This is a genomic window from Polynucleobacter sp. AP-Latsch-80-C2 (assembly GCF_018882185.1).
In the GTDB taxonomy this organism is placed as follows: domain Bacteria; phylum Pseudomonadota; class Gammaproteobacteria; order Burkholderiales; family Burkholderiaceae; genus Polynucleobacter.
Map to the genome: position 1 here is coordinate 1 of NZ_JACVOY010000023.1, position 3,959 is coordinate 3,959.

The 3,959-nt window shown below is 44.2% G+C and carries 6 protein-coding genes; 2 read left to right on the forward strand and 4 right to left on the reverse strand.

All coding sequences use genetic code 11. The annotated features are described in order from the left end of the window. Window positions 1-214 precede the first annotated feature (214 nt). The 4 genes from ICN47_RS12630 to nadA all read right to left on the reverse strand — a co-directional run bounded on the left by ICN47_RS12630 (window position 215) and on the right by nadA (window position 3,155). On the reverse strand, window positions 215-547 hold the full coding sequence (locus tag ICN47_RS12630; protein WP_216220262.1) for a helix-turn-helix domain-containing protein: 333 nt from the start codon (window positions 545-547) through the stop codon (window positions 215-217). Beyond that, a complete protein-coding gene (locus ICN47_RS12635) occupies window positions 544-897 on the reverse strand; it encodes a type II toxin-antitoxin system RelE/ParE family toxin (RefSeq protein WP_216220263.1) in 354 nt (117 codons plus the stop codon). The genes ICN47_RS12630 and ICN47_RS12635 overlap by 4 nt, the downstream gene beginning before the upstream one ends. Before the next feature lie 213 nt (window positions 898-1,110). Further along, window positions 1,111-1,965, reverse strand: a complete 855-nt coding sequence (nadC, locus tag ICN47_RS12640; RefSeq protein ID WP_216220264.1) for a carboxylating nicotinate-nucleotide diphosphorylase — start codon at window positions 1,963-1,965, stop codon at window positions 1,111-1,113. 62 nt (window positions 1,966-2,027) lie between these two features. Then, window positions 2,028-3,155: a quinolinate synthase NadA gene (gene nadA / locus ICN47_RS12645; protein ID WP_216220265.1), complete on the reverse strand. Its 1,128-nt coding sequence runs from the start codon at window positions 3,153-3,155 to the stop codon at window positions 2,028-2,030. Window positions 3,156-3,267: 112 nt separating this feature from the next. Here nadA and ICN47_RS12650 point away from each other — a divergent pair, with 112 nt between their 5' ends. Further along, window positions 3,268-3,531: a type II toxin-antitoxin system RelB/DinJ family antitoxin gene (locus ICN47_RS12650; protein WP_216220266.1), complete on the forward strand. Its 264-nt coding sequence runs from the start codon at window positions 3,268-3,270 to the stop codon at window positions 3,529-3,531. After that, window positions 3,518-3,799, forward strand: coding sequence for a type II toxin-antitoxin system YafQ family toxin (locus tag ICN47_RS12655; RefSeq protein WP_216220267.1), 282 nt, complete (start codon window positions 3,518-3,520; stop codon window positions 3,797-3,799). The genes ICN47_RS12650 and ICN47_RS12655 overlap by 14 nt, the downstream gene beginning before the upstream one ends. Window positions 3,800-3,959: the final 160 nt, after the last annotated feature.

Genomic DNA, 3,959 nt, shown 5'->3' on the forward strand with positions numbered 1-3,959 from the left:
CAGTTTGGCTAAGGTGTTGATAGGTCATGGCTACTTTGACTTGCAGGTCTAGAAGCTTTGGATACTAAAACATCCTTAGCCTCCTTAACTAGTTGTTCAAAGTTGCACTTCGTAGTTGAATCCACCTAATTTTATTAAGTACTTATTTACCAAAACCTTTCGTAACAATATCCCGCCCAATATTTTGCGACCTCACTAATACTTGAGGGCTTTTTTAACGAACTGCAAGTTCAACATGTTTGCCGGTTCTAGCAAGCATATCCACAAGAGCATCTATAGTGAACTTGACTGTTTTTTTATGAACAACATCCGAAACCCTCGGACGACTTACTCCAAGGATGATGGCGGCATCATGTTGTTTGAGTTGTCTTTCATCAATCCACAGGGATAGTTCGGTCATTAGGGATTCTTTGATGGCGATTTTTTCAGAGATAATTTTTTTGGATCTTGCTTGGAGGGTAGTAGCTTCTTTTTGGGAAAATCCAAGGTCTAAGAAAATATTTCCACCTACGGGGGTGATGTGTGCAGCTTTATTTGTACGTTTCATTTGTTCATCCTTTCTGCTATTACTTCCTTATATCTGCTGATTGCTATGCCCTTATCTTGCCTGCTAGTAACGCGAGACTTCTTTTTAAAGCAATGCAATACATAAATGGCTTCTTGAAACTTTGCTAAATAAATTACTCGATACCAACCATGGTCAAGGCTGATGCGTATTTCTTTTGATCCCGCTCCAATCTCCTCGAAGGGTTTCCAGTCGTCAGGATCAAGGCCAATCTGAATTAGACTTAGTTGGTGACCCGCTTCCTTACGAGCCTCTAAAGAAAAGATCTTTTCATCTTTAATGTCCCTCAGGGTTGACCCTCTCCATTCAATCGGCTTTTCTGTTATTTTCATCAATTGTATCAAATTTTATACATTATCGCTCAAGTGATTCCCATTGGTATTTTTGGGAATTTAAAGACGGCGGAGCTTGGGTTTGTGCAGCTAGGGGTGTAAAGCTATTTTTAGCTTTGTACAGTAAGTAAATATTGTAGCGACTGAAGATTTATCAATCAAGCAATGAGATCAGAGGTGGTGTGGGATTCTCAAGTGATGACTGTTGAAGAATTACAAAATCCGCATGGAAAAGTCCACCGCATGAATGTCCTTGGTCAACTTACCCAGAGAGATGCGATCAACGCCTGTAGCAGCAATGGCGCGCATCTGCTCTAAATCAATCCCACCGGAGGCCTCTAAAAGCGCACGTCCAGCAGTAAAAGCGACAGCCTCACGCATTTGATCGGTGATGAAGTTATCAATCAAAATGCTTTTAGCACCAGCTTCAATGGCTTGGGCCAATTCAGCCATATTCTCAACCTCTACCTGAATATCCACCCCAGAGTTTAGGGCTTGAGCTGCTTTAATGGCGGCAGCGACACCACCAGCCGCAGCAATATGATTTTCTTTAATCAAAATGCCATGCCACAAGGCAAGGCGTTGGTTTTGACCTCCGCCAACACGAACGGCATACTTTTGTGCCTGGCGCAGTCCAGGGATAGTCTTGCGAGTATCTAAAACAGCGCAACCATTCGGGTTGGGACTGACTCCAGCAATCGCATCGACGTGATCACGAGCAATAGATGCTGTCCAAGAAAGTGTTTGTAAGAAGTTAATACAAGGGCGCTCAGCGGATAGTAATGCACGAGAATCGGCTTCGATATCGCAAACCTTCGTATCGGGCTTCATCAAGTCACCCTCAATATAGTGCCATGTGACTTTGGCAGAAGGATCGAGTTTCTTCAGAGTACCTTCAAACCAATCGACGCCACATAGAACGGCAGATTGACGCACAAGCAACTGTGCCTTAACAGGTTTGCTGGGCACCAACATGGAAGTCCAGTCGCCAGTACCGATGTCTTCCATAAGCGCATCAGCAATATTGCGTTGACGGGCTTGCTCTAAGGTTTCGTTGTATTCAAACATGAAAATCAATCAAAAAATGCAATAAACAAAAAAAGTAAAAGAAAGACAAGGACAAAGACAAATTATGCTGCGCCAATATTCTTCACAAAGCCATGTTGTGCTTTAGCTAATAGATCAGGATGATTCTTGGTAAAGTCCAGCATGCGCTCAATACAAACTAGCGCATCAGAGCGAGTAGGTTCTGGAACGAAGATTTCACCAGAGGCATTCTCAAGACAATCTAAGATGCCTTGCAAGCCATTCATGGCCATCCAAGGGCAATGAGCGCAGCTCTTGCAGGTGGCGCTGTTGCCAGCAGTAGGGGCTTCAATGAGTACCTTATTGGGTGCCAATTGACGCATGCGATGCAAGATGCCCTTATCGGTAGCAACGATGTATTCAGTGGCAGAACCCTCAACCACTGCCTTAATCATGGCCGAGGTGGAACCTACGACATCAGCCAAATCCACTACCGCTTGGGGCGATTCAGGGTGCACCAAGATCATGGCATTCGGGTGGGCGGCTTTGAGCATTTCTAGCTCGACCGCTTTAAATTCATCATGCACAATGCAGGCGCCATTCCAAAGCAACATATCGGCACCCGTTTGTTCCTGGATATAACGACCCAGATGGCGATCAGGTGCCCAAAGGATCTTTTTGTCCTCCACTTTGAGCTGGTGAACGATAGCAAGAGCACAAGAGCTAGTTACCATCCAGTCAGCTTGGGCTTTAACTGCAGCGCTGGTATTGGCGTAAACAACGACCTCGCGATCAGGATGTAAGGCACGAAAAGCGGCAAATTCAGTAGCGTCACAACCAAGATCTAAAGAGCAAGTAGCCTCCAGGTCGGGCATAAAGATGCGCTTCTCGGGGCTTAGAATCTTGGCAGTCTCGCCCATGAAGCGGACCCCAGCTACGACCAAATTCTTGGCAGGGTGGTTCTTACCAAAACGGGCCATTTCTAAAGAATCAGCTACAAAGCCACCAGTCTCCAAAGCGAGATCCTGAATGTCGCCATCTACATAGTAGTGAGCAATCAGTGCAGCATCTTTTTCCACTAATAACTGCTTAATACGAGCAATTACAGATGCTTTATCAGGACCGGATAAGAAAAGTGGAGTCTTTGCCCAAGCTTGGGCAGTGCAAGTTGCACCAGCAGCATTTTGCTGTGGGTAATCAAAGGAAATCGGGGTGCTAACAGTTGAGTTCATAAGCAATTTTATCCTTCTTAAGAGTATGTGAAGTGCGCTTGCTTGATAATTCATATGTAGCTACAATGTAGCTACAGAAGATAAGCGCATTAATTCATGAAGGAGAAGAAAAATGGCTGCAAATGCAGTAGTAAGAGCGCGTATAGATGAAGACATTAAGAATGAAGCAACGCTAGTGCTAGAGGCTATGGGGCTTACTGTATCGGATGCATTAAGAATGATGATGGTTCGGATTGCCAAAGAAAAATCACTGCCATTTGAACCCTTGGTCCCTAACGCAAAAACAATTTCTGCCATGCGAGAAGCCCGGGATAGGCAGCTTAAGTCATTTGGCTCAACCAAGGCCTTGATGAGGGATTTGAATGCGAAGAATTGAGCGAACAACTCAATTTAAGCGGGATTACAAGTTACAAAAGAAGGGTAGATATAGAGCTGAACTTGATAGCTCTTTAGTGCAAATTATTGAGTTATTAATAGCCGATGTTGATCTTCCGGTGCGTTGCTTTGACCACCCATTAATTGGTCAATGGAAGGATTTTAGAGGCTGTCACATCAAGCCGGATTTAGTCTTAATTTATGGAAAACCAGACCCAGAAATACTGAGATTGGTGAGGCTTGGGTCACATAGTGACTTGGGTTTATGAGATAGTTTTTGAGAAATCTTCGACTAAAAAATCAGGTGGATTCAACTACGAAGTGCAACTTTGAACAACTAGTTAAGGAGGCTAAGGATGTTTTAGTATCCAAAGCTTCTAGACCTGCAAGTCAAAGTAGCCATGACCTATCAACACCTTAGCCAAACTG

Coding starts and splice junctions, on each gene's coding strand:
- ICN47_RS12630 (WP_216220262.1), bottom strand. CDS start 547: ATGAAACGTACAAATAAAGCTGCACACATCACCCCCGTAGGTGGAAAT.
- ICN47_RS12635 (WP_216220263.1), bottom strand. CDS start 897: ATGAAAATAACAGAAAAGCCGATTGAATGGAGAGGGTCAACCCTGAGG.
- nadC (WP_216220264.1), bottom strand. CDS start 1,965: ATGTTTGAATACAACGAAACCTTAGAGCAAGCCCGTCAACGCAATATT.
- nadA (WP_216220265.1), bottom strand. CDS start 3,155: ATGAACTCAACTGTTAGCACCCCGATTTCCTTTGATTACCCACAGCAA.
- ICN47_RS12650 (WP_216220266.1), top strand. CDS start 3,268: ATGGCTGCAAATGCAGTAGTAAGAGCGCGTATAGATGAAGACATTAAG.
- ICN47_RS12655 (WP_216220267.1), top strand. CDS start 3,518: ATGCGAAGAATTGAGCGAACAACTCAATTTAAGCGGGATTACAAGTTA.